At 72.6% G+C, this 17224-nt stretch carries 17 protein-coding genes; 5 read left to right on the forward strand and 12 right to left on the reverse strand.

From position 1 onward, the window contains the following. Positions 1-46: 46 nt before the first annotated feature. Positions 47-613: a dihydrofolate reductase family protein gene (locus tag ACIHFD_RS43015; RefSeq protein ID WP_397371830.1), complete on the forward strand. Its 567-nt coding sequence runs from the start codon at positions 47-49 to the stop codon at positions 611-613. Here ACIHFD_RS43015 and rbsK read toward each other — a convergent pair. The 10 genes from rbsK to ACIHFD_RS43065 all read right to left on the reverse strand — a co-directional run bounded on the left by rbsK (position 610) and on the right by ACIHFD_RS43065 (position 11590). Continuing rightward, positions 610-1494, reverse strand: a complete 885-nt coding sequence (gene rbsK / locus ACIHFD_RS43020) for a ribokinase (RefSeq protein ID WP_397371831.1) — start codon at positions 1492-1494, stop codon at positions 610-612. The genes ACIHFD_RS43015 and rbsK overlap by 4 nt on opposite strands. Further along, entirely contained in the window at positions 1491-2888 is a 1398-nt protein-coding gene (locus tag ACIHFD_RS43025) for an ADP-ribosylglycohydrolase family protein (RefSeq protein WP_397371832.1), read from the reverse strand. Before ACIHFD_RS43025 ends, rbsK begins: the two co-directional genes overlap by 4 nt. Then, positions 2885-4024: an ADP-ribosylglycohydrolase family protein gene (locus ACIHFD_RS43030; RefSeq protein WP_357735971.1), complete on the reverse strand. Its 1140-nt coding sequence runs from the start codon at positions 4022-4024 to the stop codon at positions 2885-2887. Before ACIHFD_RS43030 ends, ACIHFD_RS43025 begins: the two co-directional genes overlap by 4 nt. After that, complete coding sequence (locus ACIHFD_RS43035) at positions 4021-4998, reverse strand: ADP-ribosylglycohydrolase family protein (RefSeq protein WP_397371833.1); 978 nt, start codon at positions 4996-4998, stop codon at positions 4021-4023. The genes ACIHFD_RS43030 and ACIHFD_RS43035 overlap by 4 nt, the downstream gene beginning before the upstream one ends. Positions 4999-5004: 6 nt before the next feature. Beyond that, positions 5005-5964 (reverse strand): ADP-ribosylglycohydrolase family protein, encoded by a 960-nt coding sequence (locus ACIHFD_RS43040; protein ID WP_350727066.1) that lies wholly within the window; start codon positions 5962-5964, stop codon positions 5005-5007. Continuing rightward, a complete protein-coding gene (locus ACIHFD_RS43045; protein WP_397371834.1) occupies positions 5961-7268 on the reverse strand; it encodes an ABC transporter substrate-binding protein in 1308 nt (435 codons plus the stop codon). The genes ACIHFD_RS43040 and ACIHFD_RS43045 overlap by 4 nt, the downstream gene beginning before the upstream one ends. Before the next feature lie 9 nt (positions 7269-7277). Beyond that, on the reverse strand, positions 7278-8096 hold the full coding sequence (locus tag ACIHFD_RS43050) for a carbohydrate ABC transporter permease (RefSeq protein ID WP_397371835.1): 819 nt from the start codon (positions 8094-8096) through the stop codon (positions 7278-7280). Further along, positions 8096-9013 carry a carbohydrate ABC transporter permease gene (locus tag ACIHFD_RS43055; RefSeq protein WP_397371836.1) on the reverse strand — a complete coding sequence of 306 codons (918 nt, stop codon included), beginning with the start codon at positions 9011-9013 and terminating at the stop codon, positions 8096-8098. Before ACIHFD_RS43055 ends, ACIHFD_RS43050 begins: the two co-directional genes overlap by 1 nt. Further along, entirely contained in the window at positions 9010-10068 is a 1059-nt protein-coding gene (locus tag ACIHFD_RS43060) for a LacI family DNA-binding transcriptional regulator (RefSeq protein ID WP_397371837.1), read from the reverse strand. Before ACIHFD_RS43060 ends, ACIHFD_RS43055 begins: the two co-directional genes overlap by 4 nt. A 286-nt stretch (positions 10069-10354) precedes the next feature. After that, on the reverse strand, positions 10355-11590 hold the full coding sequence (locus ACIHFD_RS43065) for an MFS transporter (protein WP_397371838.1): 1236 nt from the start codon (positions 11588-11590) through the stop codon (positions 10355-10357). 23 nt (positions 11591-11613) lie between these two features. Between ACIHFD_RS43065 and ACIHFD_RS43070 the strand changes: the two genes are divergently transcribed. The 3 genes from ACIHFD_RS43070 to mihF all read left to right on the forward strand — a co-directional run bounded on the left by ACIHFD_RS43070 (position 11614) and on the right by mihF (position 13762). Continuing rightward, positions 11614-12831, forward strand: coding sequence for an ROK family protein (locus ACIHFD_RS43070; protein WP_397371839.1), 1218 nt, complete (start codon positions 11614-11616; stop codon positions 12829-12831). A 118-nt stretch (positions 12832-12949) separates the two neighbouring features. After that, entirely contained in the window at positions 12950-13354 is a 405-nt protein-coding gene (locus ACIHFD_RS43075) for a heme-binding protein (RefSeq protein ID WP_357735945.1), read from the forward strand. A gap of 102 nt (positions 13355-13456) precedes the next feature. Continuing rightward, positions 13457-13762, forward strand: a complete 306-nt coding sequence (gene mihF / locus ACIHFD_RS43080; protein ID WP_043641121.1) for an integration host factor, actinobacterial type — start codon at positions 13457-13459, stop codon at positions 13760-13762. Positions 13763-13866: 104 nt separating this feature from the next. Here the strand turns inward: mihF and ACIHFD_RS43085 are convergent, their stop codons facing one another. Both ACIHFD_RS43085 and ACIHFD_RS43090 read right to left on the reverse strand, forming a co-directional pair. Further along, positions 13867-14514, reverse strand: a complete 648-nt coding sequence (locus ACIHFD_RS43085) for a response regulator (RefSeq protein WP_397371840.1) — start codon at positions 14512-14514, stop codon at positions 13867-13869. Beyond that, entirely contained in the window at positions 14505-15740 is a 1236-nt protein-coding gene (locus ACIHFD_RS43090; RefSeq protein ID WP_397371841.1) for a sensor histidine kinase, read from the reverse strand. Before ACIHFD_RS43090 ends, ACIHFD_RS43085 begins: the two co-directional genes overlap by 10 nt. Positions 15741-15934: 194 nt before the next feature. On the opposite strand from ACIHFD_RS43090, the gene ACIHFD_RS43095 reads away from it, so the two are divergent. Further along, positions 15935-17206, forward strand: coding sequence for an acyltransferase (locus ACIHFD_RS43095; RefSeq protein WP_397371842.1), 1272 nt, complete (start codon positions 15935-15937; stop codon positions 17204-17206). Positions 17207-17224: the final 18 nt, after the last annotated feature.

Consider the following 17224-nt stretch of genomic DNA (forward strand, 5'->3'; position numbering starts at 1 on the left):
CGGGCGGCTCCGACCCGGTCATGAGCACAACGCGAAGGAGCACACCATGAGCAAGCTCATCTACTGGGTCCACACCTCCGTCGACGGCCACATCGAGGGCCCGAACGGGGAGTTCGACTGGCCGACCATGGGGCCGGAGCTGTCGGCGTACGGGGACGAGGTCCACGCCCGCGTCGGCACCTTCCTGTACGGCCGCGTCGTCTGGGAGATGATGTCCAACTACTGGCCCCACGCGGAGTCGATCTCGGACGACCCGCACGACCTCAAGTTCGCCCCCGTCTGGCGCAGCACCCCGAAGATCGTCTTCTCCACCACGCTGCAGGAGGCCGGCTGGGACGCCCGGATCATCTCCGGGGACCTCGCCAAGGAGGTCGCCGAGCTGAAGAGCGGGCCCGGCAAGGACCTCCTGCTGAACGGCGGCTCCCGGCTGGCCGGCGCGCTCACCGAGCTGGGACTGATCGACGAATATCACATCATGGTGCACCCGGTCGTCCTCGGCGGCGGCCGGCCGGTGTTCCCGCCGCTCAAGGAGCGGACCGGCCTGCGCCTGGTGGAGACGCGCACGTTCGACGCCGGGGTGGCGCTGCTGCGCTACGAGCGGGCCGAGGGCTAGGGCAGCGCGGCCTCGATCTCGTGGCGGGTCGGCATGGACGTGCTGGCCCCCTCCCGCTGCACCGACAGCGCCGCCGCCGTGGACGCGAAGCCCAGCGCGTCGGCCACGCTCATCCCCTCCGACCTGGCCACGGCGAACGCGCCCACGAAGGTGTCGCCCGCCGCGGTCGTGTCCACGGCCTCCACCTTCACCGCGGGCACCCGCAGCCGCTCCCCCGAGCGCGACCCGTACAGCGCGCCCTCGGAGCCCAGCGTGATCAGCGCCTCCTCGACCCGCTCCAGCAGCGCGTCGAGGGCGGCGTCCGGGCCGGCGGCGCCGGTGATGGCGGCGGCCTCGTGCTCGTTCGGGACGATCGTGGTGACCGCGTCGAGGAGCTCGTCCGGCAGCGGCCGGGCGGGGGCCGGGGTCAGGTAGACATGCACGCCGGAGACCTGGGCGGCCTGCGCGGCCGCCACGACGGCCTCCATGGGCAGCTCGAGCTGGAGCAGCAGCGCGTCCGAACGGGCGATGGCGGCCAGGTCCTCGCCCGAAGGGCCGGCGATGGTGCCGTTCGCGCCGGGGACGACGATGATCGAGTTGCCGCCCTCGTCGTCCACCACGATGTGCGCGATGCCGCTGGGCCCGGGCACCTCGCGCAGGCCGCGTACGTCGATTCCGGCCTCCGCCAGCGTGGCGCGCATCTCCGCCCCGAACCCGTCGTCGCCCACCGCCCCGAGGAAGGCCACGTGCGCGCCCGCGCGGGCGGCGGCGATGGCCTGGTTGGCGCCCTTGCCGCCGGGCACGGTGCGGAACCGGTGCCCGGTGACCGTCTCGCCCCGCTTGGGGGCCTCGGAGACGTACGCGACGAGGTCCATGTTGGCGCTGCCGAAAACCGAGATCATGGCCCCATCATCTCCTGTGTACGGGCGGCCAGCGCGGCCAGCCCCACCCCGTCGTACCCGGTCAGGCTGCTGGCCAGGCTGTCGCGCATCCGCCATTGGTCCGGCACGCCGCCGTTCAGCGCGCCCGCGACGGAGCCGGCCGTGGCCCCGGCGGAGTCGGTGTCCCAGCCGCCGGCCACCGCTCCGGCGATCGTGGCGGTGAAGTCGCCCCGGCCGTGGATCAGCGTGGCCGCGACGAGGGCGGCGTTGTTGACGGTGTGCACCCAGTGCAGGCCGCCATGGCGTTCGTGCAGGAGGTCGACGACCCGCTCGAAGTCGTCCTCGCGGGCGGCGTCCGCGACGGCCAGGCGTACCGCCTCGTGCAGGCGCGAGCGCTCCGGCACCACCGACAGGCCCGCCCGTACGACCTCCTCGGGCGAGGTGGCGACCAGGGCGGCCGCGCACATGGCGGCCACGAACATCGCCCCGTAGATCCCGTTCGCGGTGTGGGTCAGGCGGGCGTCGCGCCAGGCGTGCTCCGCCGCCGTGGCGGGGTCGCCGGGGTTGCTCCAGCCGTACACGTCGGCCCTGATCAGGGCGCCGATCCACTCCCTGAACGGGTTGCGGCGGGTGGCCGTGGCGGGCGGCTCGACGCCGTCCAGGAGGTTGCGGTACGCGACCCGTTCGGCGGTGAACGTACGGCCGGCGGGAAGCTCGTCCAGCCACAGCTTGGCCACGTCGTCGGTGGTGAAGCCGCGCCCATGGCGCTCCAGGACGGACAGGGCCAGCAGCGGGTAGTTGAGGTCGTCGTCCTCGGGGATGCCGTCGATGTTCTCGGCCAGGGAGTTGACGGCGCTGCGCCGGTTCCACGGCCAGCGGCGGGCGACGTCGTCCGGGAGCCCCTTGGCGGTGAACCAGCCGCGGATGGGCCAGTTGCCGGTGGCCTCGGCGATCTGCCTGATGCCCTCGCGCGGGATCTTCTCCACGGGCTTGCCGAGCACGCACCCGGCCGCCCGCCCCTGCCACGCGCCCAGCACCCGCGCCGGATCCACGGCCGCTCGCGAGGCCGCTCCCTGGGCCGCTCCCTGGGCCGCTCCCTGGGCCGTTCCCGGGGCTGTGCCCGGCCAGGACGGGCAGGCGGCGACGATGCCGGCCAGGTCCGAGGGCTCGGGCAGCGGGGACGGGACGGCGGCCAGCTCGTCCAGCAGCTCTCCGGCCAGGTCCCGCAGCCGGGCCGCGCCCGGCTCGGAAGCCCCGGCGCGCGGAGGCGCGTCGTGGCCGCCGGCCGCGTGCCAGCGGGCCGCAATCTCCCGCACGCGCTCCGCGTCGGGGCCGGTGACCCGGCCGTCCTCGGCGGCCTGGCGGAGTTCGTGCCCGATCAGGTCCTCCGGCTGGACCCAGGTGAGGCGGATCACCGGCGGTCGAGGTCGGCGAAGGCGGCCTCGTGGCCGCGGCGCCGTACCAGGTCGTCGGCGTGCACCCGGCGCGCCACCTCCGCGATGGCGAGCCCGGGGGCCACCAGGTCCGTACGGCTGGCCGCCCCCACCTGCGAGACCCACTGCGACGGCACCGCGGACAGCCCCCCGAGAGCGCCCGCGATGGCCCCGCCCATGGACGCGATCGAGTCGGCGTCGCGCCCGTAGTTGACGCCGCCCAGCACGGTCTCGCGGTAGTCGCCCTTGGCGATCACCAGGAACCCGAGCGCCAGCGGCAGCTCCTCGATGCTGTGCACCCGGCTCGGCCGCCGCGCGCCCAGCCCCTGGTCGCGGTAGGTGTCGGCGACCGTGTCGTAGGGCCGCATGGCGGCGCGCAACGTCTCGAACGACCCGTCCCAGTGCCCCAGCCCGGCGGCGGCCTCGCAGACGGACTCGATGGCGGCCCTCGTGCCGTCCTTGGCCAGGCGCAGGCAGGCCGCGATCACGGAGTCCGCGGTGGCGCCCGGTCGCATGGCCTCGGCCACGGCGGCGGCCATCACCCCGGCGGCCTCCCGGCCGTAGCTGGACTGGTGCGCCCCGGCCAGGTCGACGGCCTCGGCGTAGGCGGCGTCGGGGTCGGCGGCGTTCACGATGCCGACGGGGGCGACGTACATGGCGGCGCCGCAGTTGACGATGTTGCCGACGCCGGCCTCGCGCGGGTCCACGTGCCCGTAGTGGAGCCTGGCCACGATCCACTTCTCGGCCAGGAAGATCCGCTGCAGCGGCAGCGCCTCGGCCTCCAGCTCGGGGATCCAGCGCCGTTCGCCCATCAGCTCGGGCACCAGGTGCTCGGCCATCGAGTACGCGGTCAGGTGCCCGCCGGCCTTCTCGTACACGCGGATCAGGGCGTGCGTCATCAACGTGTCGTCCGTGATGTGGCCGTCGCCCTTGTGGTACGGGGCGATGGGACGGGCGTTGCGCCAGTCCTCGTTGAACGGCGGCACGATGCCCTCGACGCGCCCCCCGTACCTCTCGACGATCTGCTCGGGGGTCCAGCCCTCGGTGGCGCCGCCCAGCGCGTCACCGACCGCCGCCCCCGCCACGCAGCCAGTGGCCCTGTCTTCAAGCGGCGTCATGCGATTCCCTCCGATAGTCCTGTCGATAGCTGGATCAGATCCCGGCCCGCCAGATCAGGCAGGCAACAACCGGCCAGCGTGCGGGCCGACGCGATCCACCCCTCCGGGATCGCCTCCAGCCCACGGCACGCGCCCGCGAGCGCGCCGGTCAGCGCGGGCGCCGAGTCGGCCAGCGCGGCCAGGCAGGCGGCCGCGGGCACCGCCCGCGTGAGCTCGCCGCCCGCCGCCTCGGCCAGCGCCAGCGCCACCGGCACGGTCTGCGCGGCGCCGACGCCGTAGCTGTAGACGTGGTCGAGCAGCGCGGCGTCCAGCGCGGGCACGGCCGCGAACGGGTCGCCCGCCTTGCGCGTGACGGCCAGCGCCGCGCGGGCGTTGTGGCCGATGGCGGTGTCCTCGGGCAGCACGGCCAGCGCCGCCTCCACCGCCCCGGCCACCGATCCCGACCGCACGGCCTCGGCCACGGCGGCGGCCATGGCCAGGGCGCCCAGGACGCCGTCGTAGGCGTTCGTCACCTGGGCGTCCTGCGTGGGGTCCCGTCCCAGGACCCCGAACGCCACGGCCCTGACGGCGGCGGCGTCGTCGAAGTGGTGCGGGTTGTCGTGGCCGGACGCGGGCGGCTCGACGCCCTTGGCGAGGTTGTCGAGCGCGGTGGCCACCGAGATCCGCCCCCTGACGCCGTCCCGCCGCAGCTCCCTGAACGCCTCGGCTCTCGGGCGGTCGATCGTGAGCGCCGTCCAGGCGAGCCATTCGGCGTCGTCGGACGGGCCTACGGCCAGCGGGGCCGTGGGCTGGTTGAGCGCGAACGGGACCGGCAGCGTGGTGACCTCGTGCTCCTCCGCGAAGGCGTCCAGCTCTCTGTGCAGGCGTCTGCTCCAGGGGGCGTGCAGGGCCGCCCGGTGCCTGGCCGCCGGCCATCCGGCGGCGTCACCGACGGCGAGCCCGGCGAAGGCCCCTCTGATTCTGTCCCCCGACATCGTGATCTACAGTCCTCCCGCCAGTTCGTCGGCGACGTCCAGTACGTGTTTTCCGGCCACGACGGGCAGGCATTTGCCTGTCACGGGTCCGATCCTGGCCGCCCACCGCTCGGGCACGCCGCCCTCGCCGCGCATGGCTCCGGCGATCGCCCCGGCGATGGCGCCGATCGTGTCGGCGTCCCTGCCCAGGCTCACCCCGAACGTCACGGACGCCTCGACGTCGCCGTCCCCGGCCAGCACGGCCGCCAGCGCCAGCGCCACGGCCTCGGGGGCGACGTCGGTCCAGGGGTAGTGCCTGACGACCACGGCCTCGTGCAGCGCCTCGACGAGCGCCTCTTCGTCCGTGGCCGGCAGGGTCGCGCAGGCCCGCACGACGTTGCGGGCCGTCCACGAGTCGGCGGGGATCACCGACAGCGCCGCCCGTACGACGTCCTGGACCGAGGCCCCGCCCATCGCGGCGGCCACGGCCCCGGCGACCGCGCGGCCGCCCAGGATGCCCTCGCCGGACCCGCTGACCAGCCCGTCCTGCTCCACCAGCCGGGCCGCTTCCGCGGGATCGCCCGGGCAGAACACCCCGTACGGCGCCGCGCGCATCGCGAGCCCGTCCGACCAGCCGTGCGAGTGCACCAGCCCTGTCAGCGGCGGCTCCAGCCCTCGGCGAAGCGCTTCGACGGTGCCCAGCTCGGAGAACCCGGCACCGCGCATGGGCCCGGCGATCCGCGGGATGATCTCCCGCCGGTACGCCTGCGCCACGTCGGCGGAGGTCAGCGCGTGCCCGTGGCGCACCAGGAGCGAGGCGGCGAAGATGGCGTATTCCGTATCGTCGGTCCCGCCGCCCTCGATCTCCGTGAGCCGGCCCCACCGCCGCCGGATCTCCGACGGCGACAGGTTCTCGGCCGGGGCCCCGAGGGCGTCCCCGGCCGCGAGGCCGAGGAGACACCCACGGGCTTTATCCCGATAAATCACCGCTGGTACCGCTCCAACACCTTGTTGCCGTCCTCGACCAGCTTCGAGGCCGCCTGGTCAATGGTGATCTTATTGGCGAAGTACTCCTGCAGCGTCGGCGTGGCCACCTTGGTCTTCCACTCGTCGAACCCGTTCACCTTGAGGAACGGCGCCACGACGAGGTTCTTGGCGGAGGCGGTGGCCACGTCCCAGCCGTTCTCCTTGGTGGTCATCGCCGGGTCGGCGGCGGCCGCCTGGGAGGTCGGCAGGAGCCAGTCACCCTTGGCGAGCTTGGCCTGGTTCGCGCCGTTCAGGAAGAAGGCGATGAACTTCATGGCCTCGTCCGCGTGCTTGCTGTCCTGCGCGATCGACAGCGTCTGCGAGACCGCGCCCTGCTGGGCGCTCGTGCCCTTCGGCGCGGGGAGCGTGACCCACTCGAAGCCCTGCGGAGCCTGCTCGGCGACCTGCTGACGCAGGTAGACGCCGGCCGGCAGCAGCGCGAACTTGCCCTTGTAGAAGGCCGGCAGCGGGTCCGCGGTGCCCTGACCGAGCGCGGCCGGGTCGGCGGACTTGTCCTTGTAGAGCTGGTCGTGGATGCGCTGGAGCACCTCGCGCTCCTCGGGGCCGACCTTGACCGTGGTCTTGCCGTCGGCCGTCTGGAAGAACGTGCCGCCGAAGTTGAGCGCCAGGTTGAGCGTCTTGTTGACCGGCGACTTCATCGGCCAGGCCACGCCGAAGTTGCCGCCCTTGGTCATCTTCTTGGCGGCTTCGGAGAACTCGTCCCACGTCCAGGGGTTGTCGGCCGTCGGGACGCGCGCGCCGGAGGCGTCGAGCAGCTTCTTGTTGGCGATGATGACCTGCGACTCCTGCAGGAACGGCACGCCGTACACGCCCTGCTGGCCCTTGCCGTCGTCGAAGGTGACGGTGTCCCAGGCGGGCTGCGGGATGTCGCTCTTGAGCTCGGCGGGCACCTTGTCCTTCAGGTCGAGCAGGTAGCCGTCGGAAGCGAAGCCGGACAGCGCGGGCGAGTCGTTGTGGATGACGTCCGGCGCCGTGCCACCGGCGAACTGGGTGACGAGCTGGTCGTTGACGTTGTCCCAGCTGCCCTGGACGTAGGTGACCTGGATGTTGGGGTTGGCCTTGTTCCACTCGTCCACGAGCTGCTTGTTCGCGGCGACGGATTCCTTCTGCCACGCCAGGCTGAGGAAATTGATCTTTACTGGCTCGTTGGGGGCGGACGACGACTGCGTGCCGCCGCCTCCCCCGCCGCACGCGGCGGCCAGCGTGAGGATCGCCGCAGCCGCCAGAGCGGACGTGATTCGCATGTGAGCCTCCTAGCCCTTCACGGCGCCGGCCATCAGGCCGGACTTCAGTCGCCGCTGAATGATTGCGAAGAAGATCAGGCTCGGGATCGTCGCCATGAGCGACGCCGCGGCCAGCGGGCCGAGCCTGGCCACCCCCTCAGGACCGGTGAACCGCACCAGAGTGAGCGGGAGCGTCATGACATCGGGGTTCTGCAGGACCACGAGCGCGAACATGAACTCGTTCCACGACGAGATGAACGAGAACAGCAGCGTGGCCACCACGCCCGGCGCCAGCAGCGGCGCGACCACGCTCGCGATCGAGCGCAGCCGGGTCGCGCCGTCCACGGCCGCGGCCTCCTCCAGCTCACGCGGCACCGAGCGCACGTACCCCTGCAGCATCCACAGCGCGAACGGCAGCGTGAACGTCACGTGCACGACCACCAGGCCGGGCAGCGTGTTCACCAGGTCCAGATCGCGCAGGATCATGAAGAGCGGAATGATGATCAGGATGAACGGGAACACCTGGCTGACCAGCACCCACCCGATGGCGATCCGGTTGAGCAGGCTGCGGTAGCGGGCCATCGCGTAGGACGCCGGCAGCGAGATCAGCACCGTGATCACGCTGCTGAACAGCGCCACGACCAGGCTGCGCAGCCCCGCGCCCACCAGATCCTGCTCGCCGAACGCGTCGGCGAAGTTGGCCAGCGTCGGGTCGCGCGGGATCCACGTGGGGTCGGCCAGGGCCATCTCCCGCGGCGTCTTCAGCGCCGTCGACAGCAGCCAGACCAGCGGGAACGCCAGGAAGACGACATACGCGACCAGCGCCGCGTACTGCGAGAAGCGCCTCATCACTTGGCCTCCCTCATCTGGCGTCCCAGGTAGAGCGCGAGCACGGCCAGCACGACGATCGCCATCGCGAGGCCGAGCATCGAGGCGTAACCGGCCATCCGGTACCTGAACGCCTCCTCGTACGCGAACAGCATCGGCAGCCGCGTCTGCCCGCCCGGCCCGCCCTGCGTGAGCACGTAGACCAGGCCGAACTGGTTGATGTTCCACACGAAGTCGAGCGAGGTGATCGCCACGATCACCGGCCGCAACTGCGGCAGCGTGATGTTCCAGAACCGCCGCCAGCGGGTCGCGCCGTCCACCTCGCCCGCCTCGTAGAGCTCCTTGGGGATGCCCTGCAGGCCCGCCAGCAGGACTACCGTGGTCTGCGGCATGCCCGTCCAGATGCCGACCACGATGATCGCCGGCAGCGCGAGCGAGAAGTCGGCCAGCCAGTTGATGTCCGTGCCCAGCAGGGCGTTCAGGATGCCCGCGTCGGGGTGGTAGACGAGCTTCCACATCAGGCCGATGACCACCGGCGGCATCGCCCACGGCACCACCGCCAGCACCCGGGCCACGCCCCGGAACCGCAGGTTCTCGTTGAGCAGCAGCGCCAGGCCGAGCGCGGCCAGGAACTGCAGCACCGTCACCGAGACGCCCCAGATCGCACCGATCTTGAAGGAGGACCAGAACTCGTCGTCTGTCAGCAGCCGGCCGAAGTTCTCCAGGCCGACGAAGCTCGTCTCGTGGTTGCGCGTGTTGCGGGCGTCGGTGAACGCCAGGCCGATGCCGTACAGCAGCGGGCCCACGCTGAACAGCGCCACCGGCACCAGGGCGGGCAGCATGAGCAGCCACATCTCGCGCGTCTGGCGCGAGATCCGGCGGCGCTTGGCGCGCCGCGTCCCGCGCGGCGGCGCCGGTCTCGTCACGGTCGCCGTCACGCCTCTTCCCTTTCGTCCGTACGGTGCTCGTATCCGGGCTCGTATCCGGGCGCGTATCCGGCGGTGGAGGCGCGGACCACGAGCTCGGGCGGCACGGTGACCAGCCTCGGCTCGCGATCGCCTCCCTGCAGCCGTTCGAGCAGCAGCTCGGCGGCGGCCTTGCCGCGCTCGGCGGACCCCAGTGAGACGCTGGTCAGCGACGGCCAGGAGGCGGCGGCCAGGTCGGTGTCGTCCATGCCGACCACCGCCACGTCCTCCGGCACCCGCCGGCCCGCCGCGCGCAGCACGTCGAGCGCGCCGAGCGCGATCAGGTCGTTGGCGCACATCAGCGCGTCCACGTCGGGAACCCTGGCGAGCAGCTCCGCCACCGCCCGGCCCCCTTCCGCGCGGTAGAAGTCGCCGATCTGCACGAGGTTCTCGTCGTAGGGCAGGCCCAGGTCCTGGAGCGCCTCCCGGTACGCGGCCCCGCGGGCGGCGCCGGGGACGGTGTCCAGCGGGCCGTTGACCATGGCGATCCGGCGGCGGCCGAGCGCGTACAGGTGATCGATCGCCAGCCTGACACCGGTCCGCGAGTCGGCGCGTACGTTGTCCACGCGGGTGCCCTCGGGCACCGAGCCGATGATCACGACGGGGGTGCGGGCGGCGGCCAGCATCTGCAGATGCGCCTCGGTGACCCGCAGCGGGCTCATGATCAGCCCGTCCACGTACCGCTCGCCCAGGCTGTGCAGCACGTCGATCTCGTCGGCCACGACGGCGTCGGTGGAGTGCAGCACGAGCCGGTACCCGGCGGCCTTCAGCACGGGCTGGATCTGGCGGAGCATGGCCAGGTAGGCGGGGTTGCCGACGTCGGCCATGGCGAAGGCGACCTGGTGGGTGCGGCGCGACTTGAGCGATCTGGCCACGGCGTTGCGCACGTAGCCGAGCTCGTCGGCGGCGGCCATCACCTTGCGCACGGTCTCTTGCCTGGTCGGCAGGCCGTTCAGCACCCGCGAGACGGAGGCGATCGAGACACCGGCGCGCTCGGCGATCGTGTTGATCGTGGGTCCGTCGGCCAAGGCTGTCCTTCCATGTCCTGTAAACGTTTACGATCTAGGTGCTGTAAACGTTTACGGTGTTTGGGACATGAAATATGCGCGTAACTTGCAGGTCAAGTCACGATCGCATAACACCAGGTCAAACCCACTTTCCGCAGTTTCCCACGCCCACACGGCAACCGGCCCCCGCGCAAGTCGCGCCGAGCACCACCGCTCCACACCTCGCCAATCCGGCGCCCGGTGGGCGGTGCGCGGTGGTGCCGGCGGGGACCGGGAGCCGCTGTGAGGCGCCCCGCCGTGCGTGGGGTCAGTCGTGGGCAGGGGCCGGGGTGGGGTCAGGGTTGGGTGTTGAGGTGGGGAGGTGGGTCAGGGTGCGGATGGCGGGGGCGCCGCTGAGGGCGACGACGGCGGCGAGGACCGCCGGGATGATCAAGGCGACCGGCAGGGACGAGGCCTCCGCCACGTAGCCGAGGACGGCGGGCCCGAGGAGGAGGCCGCTGTAGCCGAAGGCGGTCACCATGGCGAGGGCGCGGCCGACGCGGCCCCCGGCGGCCCCGACCGCGCTGAAGAGGACCGGGACCACCGTGGCCAGCCCGACGCCCGCCAGTGCCCAGCCGGTCCAGGCGCAGACGATCTGGAGGATGCCTCCGACCGCCGGTGACACCAGGACCAGGATGTAGCCGGCCGTGGCGAACACGCCCGCGAGCTGGATGGTGCGCACCGAGCCGAGCCGGGCGCGGATGGGATCGCCGAGCAGGCGGACGGTGGTCATGGCCACCGAGAAGATCGTGTACGCCAGCGGCGCCATGGCCGGATCCGTGTCCAGCACCCACCGGGCGTGCAGGGCGGCCCAGTCGATGGCGGCGCCCTCGCTCAGGTGCCCCGCGAAGGCGGCGAGGCCGAGCAGGGCGATCAGGCCCCAGCCCAGCGACGAGCCGGAGGAGGCGCCGGTCTCCGACGCGGTGGTGTGGGCGGGCGGGTCGGGGAGCAGGAGGCGGGCCGCCGGCACGTACAGGAGGGGCACGACCAGGGCCGCCACGATGAGCAGCCACTGCGCGTCCACGCCGGTCTGCAGCGCGAGCGAGGTGAGCCCGCCGCCGGCCGCCCCGCCCAGGCTCCACGTGCCGTGGAAGGCCGAGATGATCGGGCGGCCGTAGCGGCGTTCGACCTCGACGGAGTGGGCGTTCATGGCGACCTCGGTCACCCCGAGCCCGATCCCGAACAGCACCGCGAGCGCCGCCAGAGCCCAGTACGAGGACGCGAGGGCGGGGCCGAGCAGCACCAGCCCCGAGAAGGGACCGGCGAACCAGCACACCCGGCGGCTGGACCATCTGTCCACCAGCGGCCCCGCCACCAGCATCGACACCAGGGCGCCACCTGAGATCAGCAGCAGGACGCTGCCCAGCCTGGCGGGGCCGAGGCCGAGCCGGTCGTTCAGGGACGGGAGCCCGGCGGCCCACAAACCCATCACGAACCCGGCGAGGAAGAAGAATCCGAAAACTCCGGCACGAGCACGTCTGGCGTCAATGAGGCTTTTGTTCACGGCTAGAGCATAAACTGTGGTCCGTGATCGGTGCTACGACGAGTGGCGAGCTTCGCGCGCACAACCGGGTCCGGCTGCTGCGCGCCGTACACGACTGCGGGGCCACCCGCACCAGGTCGCAGCTGACCCGCGACCTGCGCCTGGCGCGAGGGACGGCGTCGGTGCTGGTGGCCGGGCTCGCCGAGGACGAACTGCTGCACGAGGAACCCGCCAGGGAGCACGCCCGGGGACGCCCGACGCAGGTGCCGGGGCCGCATCCGCGCGGCCCGCTCGCCCTGGCCGTCGACGTACGGGAGGACGCCTGGGAGCTGGCGGCCTGCGAGCTCGGCGGCCGGACGGAGACGCTTGACCTGCGCCCGCACGACGGCACCCCCGAAGGCGTCCTGAGGCCTCTGGGCGAGGCCGTCGCCGCCCACCGGCGCCGCCTCGGACACCGGGTGGTGAGCCTCGGGGTGGCCTTCGCGGGTCCGGTCCGGCACGGCGGCCTGGTGGACATCGCCCACCTGGGCTGGCGGTCGGTCGACGTCCCGCGCCTGCTCGGCCCGGACGTCCCGGCGCCCGTCGTGGGCAACGACACGGCGTTCGCGGCGCTGGCCGAGGCGCGCAGGGGGCGGCTGCGGGGCGTCCAGGTGGGCCTGCACCTGCACGTGGACTTCGACCTCGGCGGCGTGCTCGTCGTGGACGGCCGGCCGCTGGGCGGGGCGAGCGGCGCGGGGGCCGAGTTCGGTCACATGCCGCTGACCGGCGGCGACCGCCCCTGCCCATGCGGCGCGATCGGCTGCTGGAGCATGGACGTCGGCACGAACGCCCTGCTCCGCCACGTCGGCCTGGCCCACGGCGGCGGCAAGGGGCGCGCCCAGGCCGAGCGGGTGCTGGCCACCAGCGAGGAGGCCGTCGCGGCCAACGCCAGAGCGCTCGGACGCGGCATCGCGGCGCTCGTCAACGCCCACGACCCCGAGGTCGTGACCCTCTCGGGCCACGGCGTGGAGCTGCGCGAGCGCGCCGGGAAGGCGCTCCTCGCGGCCTGCGAGCCCCGCCTCATGGCCATCCGCCGCGACCACCCGCCCAGGATCGAGGGCTCGGCGCTGGGCTGGCGCGGGGCGCTGGTGGGGGCGATGGAGTCGGTGTTCGACGCGTTCCTCACGCCGGAGTGTGTCGAAATGTGGCGGGAAAACCGGCCTGACCAGGGTCGCGACACGCCCGAGCGGCAGAATGTGATGAATTCCACGCTGAAGGGGTGAAGCCCCTCCGGCCCGCTCCCCCTTCCGAGCCATGCCAGCGATCTTGCCGCGCCCGGCCAAGGACTGTACGCATGAGAGGGAGACCCATCATGACCCCGGCGATCCGAGGGAAGCACGCGTGAATCTCGAGCTCGCGCTCCGCATGACAGAGGCCGCCGTCAGGCGGGCGATCCGTGAAGGCGCGGTGATCTCCGTGGCGGTCGTCGACGAGGGCGGACATCTGGTGTCTTTCCAGCGTATGGAGGGTGCGGAGATCGCGGGGCCGGGTCTCGCGCAGGGCAAGGCGTACACCTCGGTGGCCCTGCGCAGACCCACCGCGGAGCTGGCCGTACGGACGGCTCCGGGAGGCGACCTGTACGGCCTGCCCAGGCATGATTACGTCTGCGTCGGAGGCGGCATCCCGCTCTGGGCGGACTACGGTGGGGGAGCACGCGTGGTCGGCGGCATAGGCGTCAGCGGAGGCACGATCACGCAGGACGTGGTGTGCGCTGAAGCGGCCGCGGAAGTCTGGCGGACACGTTGAGCGGCGCTTTTCGCAACACGAACCGCTGGTATCCGCCATGATTAGCCACTGCACCACGGGTAACAAAAGCCCGAACGTAAACTCCCCGAGGAGAGAACCGAGATGGCACTTCCCACTCTCACCCCCGAGCAGCGTCAGGCGGCTCTGGCCAAGGCCGCCGAGGCGCGTGCGGCCCGCACCGCCCTGCTCGCCAAGGTCAAGGCCGGCGAGCTGACGTTCGCCCAGCTGCTCGAGCGCGACGACGACATCGCGAAGAAGATCAAGGTGTCGCAGGCCCTGCGCGCCGTCAAGGGCGTCGGCCCGGCCAAGGCCACCGCGCTGATGGAGGAGGCGGGCGTCGACGAGAAGCGTCGCCTCGGCGGCCTGGGCGCCCAGCAGCGCAAGAAGCTGGTCGACGCGCTCGGCTAATCCCCCGAGCGGCCAGGTCCGCGCGCGACGCCGCGCGGACCGGCCACCACCCCTCGACACCCCCTCGCCCCCTCCCCCGGACCGGCCCTCGACCGGTGGGACGATCAGGAACGCAGGTAGGCCAGGACGGCGAGCACCCGGCGATGCTGGTCGCTGTCCTCCGCGTAGAGGCCGAGCTTGTTGAAGATGCTCCTGATGTGCTTCTCCACGGCCCCGTCACTGATCACGAGCTGCCGTCCGATGGCCGGATTGGACTTCCCCTCGGCCATCAGCCCGAGCACCTCGCGCTCCCGCGGCGTCAGCTGCGCCAGCGGATCGTCCTTACGTCTGCGCACCATCAACTGGGACACCACCTGCGGATCGAACACCGTCCCGCCCGCGGCCACCCGCCGCAGGCCCTCCAGGAACTCGTCCACGTCGACGACCCGGTCCTTCAGCAGGTAACCCACCGCGCCCCTGGCGTCGGCGAGCAGGTCGTCGGCGTAGGAGACCTCGACGTACTGGGAGAGGATCAGCACGGGCGCCCCGGGCACCCTGCGCCGCGCCTCCACGGCCGCCTTGAGCCCTTCGTCGGTGAACGACGGCGGCATGCGCACGTCGACCACCGACACGTCCGGCCTGTGCTCGGCGATCGCCAGCACGAGGGCGTCACCGTCACCGACGGTCGCGACCACCTCGCAGCCGAACTCCTCCAGCAACCTGACCAGGCCCTCCCTGATCAGAACCGCGTCATCGGCCACGACTACCCGCACGGCACCTCCGCCACGATCACTGTCGGCCCGCCGTCCGGCGACTGCACGCTCAGCTCCCCGTCGACGGCGCGGAGCCGGTCGGCCAGCCCGGCGAGACCGTGTCCCTTGGCGACGTGCGCGCCGCCGACCCCATCATCCCCGATCGTGAGCATGAGGATGTCGCCGAGGCGGACCAGCTGGATCGCGCAGCTGGTGGCGCGGCTGTGTTTGGCCACGTTGGTGAGGGTCTCGGCGCAGACGAAGTAGAGGGCGTTCTCCACCGCCGCCTGGTAGCGCTCGGCGGTCTGCACGTCGAGGTCGACGGGGACCGTGCAGCGCCCGGCCAGGGCCGCCAGCGCGGGCGCGAGGCCGCGGTCGGACAGGATGGGCGGCGCGATGCCGCGCGAGAGCGCACGCAGCTCGTCGAGCGTCTCGCGGGTGGCGGAGATGGCCGACTTGATCGTGGCCTGCGCCGCCTCGGGGTCCTTGGCCATCTGCCGCTGCGCCCTGGACAGCTCCATGGCCAGCGAGACCAGCCGCTGCTGCGGCCCGTCGTGGATGTCGCGCTCCAGCTTGCGCAGCGCGTTGGCCTCGGCGGAGACGGCGGCGGCGCGGCCCTGGGCCAGGTCGTCGATGCGCTCCTGCAGCTCGGCCACGCCGGTCAGCAGGGCCCGGCCGAGCCCGGCGCGCAGCAGCGCGGAGCCGCGCACGGCGAACGGCATGATCAGGGCGAAGACCAGGCCGAGGGAGACGTAGAAGATCGAGTTGACGCCGTAGCCGTCGCCCAGGCCGAGCAGCTCGGGCAGCTCCACGTTGCCGGGGATGCGCGAGGTGATGATGCCGTACACCGGGTAGGTCAGGCCCGCCAGCGGGAGCGCCCAGAACACCACGGTGAGCACGAACGACAGGATGGCGAACGGCAGGTTGATGATGCCGTGCAGCAGGTCGAGCCAGGACTGCCCGCTGGTCAGCGGGTTGACGGCCCGGCGGAAGCGGCCCGCTCCGGGCGGCGCGGGCTTGTAGCGGGGCCGTACGGGCGGGCGGTCCAGCACGTCGGCCAGCCAGCCGCGCTCCGCGTCGGCGAAGCCCCGGGCGGCCAGCAGCGTGCCGGCCAGCAGCGGCACGCCCAGCCACACGATCGCCGTGCCCAGGCCGGCCGCGAAGCCGGCGAGCATGATCACGAAGCCGATGACGGCCGTGGGGAAGCCGACGAGCGTGTAACGGGTGTCGAGAAGGACACGCCTCATCCGGGAGCGCATGGAATCACCGTATGGCGTGGCGGTCACCGGCACGAGCGGGTGTACGGGTGTCTGAGGGTAGGGCCAGCCCTACCCCGGAGGGTCACGTGATCTCCACCGCAAGACGGTGGTGAGCGGCAATGTGCGCGGACGCCCCCGGCGGGAGCCTTGACTCGTCTGCTCCGTGCGAATCGAGGCTCCCCATGACCGTCCTGCTGGACCGCCCCACCGCCGCTCCCGCGGCGCCGTCCCGCGCGGGCACCCGCACGGCGGTGCGGGACCCGTTCATCGACCTGCTGCGTGTCTTCGGCATGGCGCTCATCGTGTTCCAGCACTGGACGATCCCGGTGCTGACCTATGACGGCGGCCGGCTGACCACGGGGAACGCGCTCTCGACGCCCGGCGTGTGGGTGGTGACGTGGATCAGCCAGGTCATGCCGCTGGTGTTCTTCGCGGGCGGCGCGGCGAACGCGATCAGCTTCGCCCGGGCGGACAAGGGCGCGCAGCGGTGGCTGGCCACGAGGCTGCGCCGGCTGGCCTGGCCGCTGCTGCCGCTGGCGGCGGTGTGGATCCCGCTCCCCCACGTGCTGCTCACGCTGGGGGTGCCGCCGCAGCCGCTGGAGACGGGCGCGCGACTGACCGGCCAGCTCCTGTGGTTCCTGGCCGTCTACCTGATCGCCGTCACGGCCACCCCGTACGCGCTGCGCCTGCACGAGCGGTACGGCCTGCGCGTCCCCGCGGCGCTGGCGGCCGGAGCGGTGCTGACGGACGTGGTGCGCTTCTCGACCGGTTTCGAGGCGCTGGGCTACCTGAACATCGTGTTCGTCTGGCTGGCGGTGCACCAGCTCGGCTTCTTCTACGCCGAGGGCCGGCTGCGGCGCCCGTGGGCGCTGGCGATCGGCGGGTACGGGGCCGCGGCCCTGCTGGTGGCCTACGGCCCCTACCCGGGCAGCATGATCGGCCTGCCGGGCGCCGAGGTGTCCAACATGGCCCCGCCCACCCTGGCCATGCTGGCCGTCGGGATCGGCCAGATCGGCCTGGTCACCCTGTTGCGGCCGTGGCTGCTCCGGCTGCGCACCGGCCGCCTGCTGGCCTGGGCGAGCCCCAGGATCATGACCGTGTACCTCTGGCACATGCCGGCCCTGTTCGCGGTGACCGGCGTGGTGGTGGTCCTGCTGGGGATCGACACGCCGCGGCCCGGAAGCGCGTTCTGGCTGGCCGGGTGGCCGATCTGGTTCGGGCTGCTGTGCTTGGTCATGTGGCCGCTGCTGAAGGGGTTCCACAGGTTCGAGACGCCGCCCGCGCTGCCGTACGGGAAGGGCGGATGGGGCGGCACGCTCGCCTCGGTCGTGCTGATCGGCGGCGGGGTGCTGACGCTGACGGTGGGCGGGTTCGCGCCCGGCGGCGGGCCGTTCCTCGCGGTGCTCGCCCTGCTCGGCGGGCTGCTGCTGACGGCGCCGCGGGCACGGACCTGAAGGCACGGGTGCCAAGGC

This window comes from Nonomuraea sp. NPDC051941 (genome assembly GCF_044593615.1).

Excerpts from the sequence above, each read along its gene's own strand:
- ACIHFD_RS43045 (WP_397371834.1), bottom strand. The coding sequence starts at position 7,268 with ATGCGAATCACGTCCGCTCTGGCGGCTGCGGCGATCCTCACGCTGGCC.
- ACIHFD_RS43015 (WP_397371830.1), top strand. The coding sequence starts at position 47 with ATGAGCAAGCTCATCTACTGGGTCCACACCTCCGTCGACGGCCACATC.
- ACIHFD_RS43050 (WP_397371835.1), bottom strand. The coding sequence starts at position 8,096 with ATGAGGCGCTTCTCGCAGTACGCGGCGCTGGTCGCGTATGTCGTCTTC.
- ACIHFD_RS43095 (WP_397371842.1), top strand. The coding sequence starts at position 15,935 with ATGACCGTCCTGCTGGACCGCCCCACCGCCGCTCCCGCGGCGCCGTCC.
- ACIHFD_RS43030 (WP_357735971.1), bottom strand. The coding sequence starts at position 4,024 with ATGACGCCGCTTGAAGACAGGGCCACTGGCTGCGTGGCGGGGGCGGCG.
- mihF (WP_043641121.1), top strand. The coding sequence starts at position 13,457 with ATGGCACTTCCCACTCTCACCCCCGAGCAGCGTCAGGCGGCTCTGGCC.
- ACIHFD_RS43090 (WP_397371841.1), bottom strand. The coding sequence starts at position 15,740 with ATGAGGCGTGTCCTTCTCGACACCCGTTACACGCTCGTCGGCTTCCCC.
- ACIHFD_RS43035 (WP_397371833.1), bottom strand. The coding sequence starts at position 4,998 with ATGTCGGGGGACAGAATCAGAGGGGCCTTCGCCGGGCTCGCCGTCGGT.
- rbsK (WP_397371831.1), bottom strand. The coding sequence starts at position 1,494 with ATGATCTCGGTTTTCGGCAGCGCCAACATGGACCTCGTCGCGTACGTC.